This window comes from Bradyrhizobium sp. (assembly GCF_016462955.1).
GTDB lineage: Bacteria > Pseudomonadota > Alphaproteobacteria > Rhizobiales > Xanthobacteraceae > Bradyrhizobium.
In genome coordinates, this window is sequence record NZ_JAEMSD010000668.1 from 1 (window position 1) to 3,041 (window position 3,041).

A 3,041-nucleotide genomic window follows, 5' to 3' on the forward strand; every position below is an offset into this window, starting at 1 on the left:
GGCGGATACCTTCCGGTTCTGGCGGGCGACATCGCCCGAGCATTTGCAGCGGCTTCACGAGCGCATCGCCGAGATCGAGCGGATCAGGCAGGAACTCGGCTCGTGCGCGATTCCAGCGAACGAGGACGACGATCCGCAGCCCCCGTACCGGCCCGCACTCCTCCGGTTGTCCGGCCACGCCTGAACGCTGCCGTGGGCAACGCGGCATGACTCACCCCGCACCGCTCGACGCGCCCCGGCTGGATTGATAAGCCCCTGTCCGCGAATGACGGGACTTGAGTCGGGGACATGACGGTTGCGATCGAGATGGGGCAGACCACGGCAGGCGCCGCGGCCGCCATGGACCTCGAGGAACTATTGGCGACCCGCCTCCTGGTGCAGGGCAATTCGGGCTCCGGCAAGTCGCATCTGCTGCGGCGGCTGCTGGAGCAGAGCGCGCCCTGGGTGCAGCAGGCCATCATCGACCCCGAGGGCGACTTCGTCACGCTGGCCGAGCGCTTCGGCCATCTCGTGATCGAGGCCGAGGACCACACCGAGCGCGGCCTTCAGGTCGCCGGGGAGCGCGCGCGGCTGCATCGCGTCTCTACCGTGCTCAATCACGAAGGCTTGGATGCCGAGAACCAGATGCGCAGGGCCGCCGCGTTCCTCGGCGGGATGTTCGACGTCGACCGCGACCATTGGTACCCGATGCTGGTGGTCGTCGACGAGGCGCAGCTGTTTGCGCCTGCGGTGGCCGGCGAAGTCTCGGACGAGGCGCGAAAGCTCTCGCTCGGCGCCATGACAAATTTGATGTGCCGCGGCCGCAAGCGCGGGCTCGCCGGCATCATCGCGACGCAACGTTTGGCCAAGCTCGCCAAGAACGTCGCGGCGGAAGCCTCCAACTTCCTGATGGGCCGCACCTTCCTCGACATCGACATGGCGCGCGCCGCAGACCTGCTCGGCATGGAGCGGCGGCAGGCCGAAGCCTTTCGCGATCTCGAGCGCGGCCAGTTCATGGCGCTGGGACCTGCGCTGTCGCGCCGCCCCTTGCGTCTGAACATCGGCCCGACCGAGACCTCACCGCGCAACTCGACGCCGCGGCTGATGCCGTTGCCGGAGGCGATGCTGGAGGATGCGCGCGCCGTGATCCTGGCGGCGCCGCCGCCGGATGCCAGCCGGCCGCAGCGACGGCCGGCACCGGATCTGCTGGAGCAGCTTCGCGCGGCGAAGGCCGCCGCGGCCCCGGAGATCCGGCCAGAAGCGGTCGAGATTCCCGTCAGCGCCGAGGAGCTCGCCGAACGGCGCGAGCGCGTGGATCGCACGTTACGCGCCGTGATGGCTGAGCCCGATGCCGGCTTCCGCGCCATCGGCGTGCTCTATCAGGAGTTCGTGGTCCGCTGCCGCATCGAGGGGCTCGGCGCGGCCGTGCCCGATCTCAACGAATTCCGCCGCATGCTGACCCATGCGCGCGCCGGGCTTGGCGCCGATCTCACCGACGACGACGCCTGGCAGGACGTGTCGCTGCGCGCCTCGATCCTGCCCGACGACATGCAGGGCGTGTTCATGATGATCGCGCGCGCCGCGAAGGAAGGCTGGCCCTGCCCCGGCGATGCCGCGATCGCGCGCGCCTATGGCTCGCATTCGCTGCGCCGGGCGCAGCGGCTGCTGAGCTATATGGAGGAGCAGGGCCTGATCGTGGTCCAGCTCGACGGCGCCGGCCGCCGGATCGTGACGCTGGTGGAGCTCGCCTGGGCCACCGCGCCGGGCGATCCCCATGGCGACGATTTGGCGGCGGAGCCCGCACTACGCGCAGCGTCGCTCTGAGCTGCGGTATCAGGAACGCCTCATCGCGGCGAGACGGTCGCAGCGCGTGTCCAGCCCAGCGCCGGCGCGACCGTCCCCGCAACGAGATCGATCGAACGCAGGACATGCGGGTGCGGCGGGTCGACCGAATGCACCTGGAACACGAGATCCGTCACCCGGTCCAGCGTGGTATCCGAGGCGAGCGAGGCGATGACGTCGCCGGCATCACCGACATGGGTGTCGAACGCCGCGATCATCGCCTCCAGCGCCTCGCCCGGATCGGCGTGGCCGCCCTTGAGGAACTGCGGTCGCGCCCGGCGCAATCCTATGTCTGCAAAGCGCAGCGCATCACCACGGTCGTCGGCGACGAAGACGCTGCGCGAGGCCATGATGCGCGGCTCGCAGCCCGGCGGCAGCGCTGCGAGATAGGCATCGATGATCGGATACTGGATCTCGGCGAGCGACGCGTTCGGCGCCTCCTTGGTTCGCGGCTGGGTGCGCGAGAGCAACAGACCATCGCCGGCCTCGCCGGCGCGGACGCCGCCGGCGACCGAGAACGTAGCCTGCCAGATGCGCTTGTCCAGCTGCGGCCGCTGCGGATAGAGCGTGTCGCCACCATGAAGCGGCTTGCCGGTCAGGGCCTGGCGGACGATGTCGAGATTGCGGGCGAAGACCTCGTTGCGCCGGGCGCTGTCGAGGCCGAAAGCGGCGAATGCCGATGGATTGCCGCCGGTGCCGACGCCGAGCTCGAAGCGGCCGTTGCAGAGGAGATCGAGCACCGCGGCGTCCTCCGCCACCCGCACCGCATTCTCTAGCGGCAAGGTCACGATGCCGGTGCCGAGGCGGATGCGCGAGGTTTGTGCGGCGACGTAGCCGAGGAAGGTGAAGGGCGACGGCAGTCCGCCCTCGCGCTCGTGGAAATGATGCTGCGCGATCCACGCGGAATCGAGCCCCGCCTGTTCCGCGTGGACGATCTGCTCGGCGGCGATGCGATACCGCTCGGCGGCCGAGGCCTCGTCGAGCAGCCGTGTGAAGAAGCCCAGGCGCTTCAGGTTCGCAAAGCGTTTCATATGACCCCTGCGAGGATAGTCACAGCCTGATGATGTCGGTTGCCGCGGTTCCAGACAAGCGGGCATGGTGCCAGGTTCGCTCGCGGGTTCGCCCCTTCCCGCGTATCCGGGAATGGCGGGCTCGCATCGATGAGCGTCGCGCTCCCTCCCTCGCGGCTGCGACGCTCAGGCCCGCCCGCCCTCTTTGAC

At 69.4% G+C, this 3,041-nt stretch carries 2 protein-coding genes and 1 pseudogene; 2 read left to right on the plus strand and 1 reads right to left on the minus strand.

Going from position 1 to position 3,041, the window contains the following annotated elements; all coding sequences use genetic code 11:
• Positions 1–184: pseudogene (locus tag JHD07_RS36550) on the plus strand (YkgJ family cysteine cluster protein); the annotation flags it as partial.
• 104 nt (positions 185–288) lie between these two features.
• On the plus strand, positions 289–1,803 hold the full coding sequence (locus tag JHD07_RS36555) for an ATP-binding protein (protein ID WP_291631027.1): 1,515 nt from the start codon (positions 289–291) through the stop codon (positions 1,801–1,803).
• 20 nt (positions 1,804–1,823) lie between these two features.
• Here the strand turns inward: JHD07_RS36555 and JHD07_RS36560 are convergent, their stop codons facing one another.
• Positions 1,824–2,852 (minus strand): putative FMN-dependent luciferase-like monooxygenase, encoded by a 1,029-nt coding sequence (locus JHD07_RS36560; RefSeq protein WP_291631029.1) that lies wholly within the window; start codon positions 2,850–2,852, stop codon positions 1,824–1,826.
• Between the last annotated feature and the right edge of the window lie 189 nt (positions 2,853–3,041).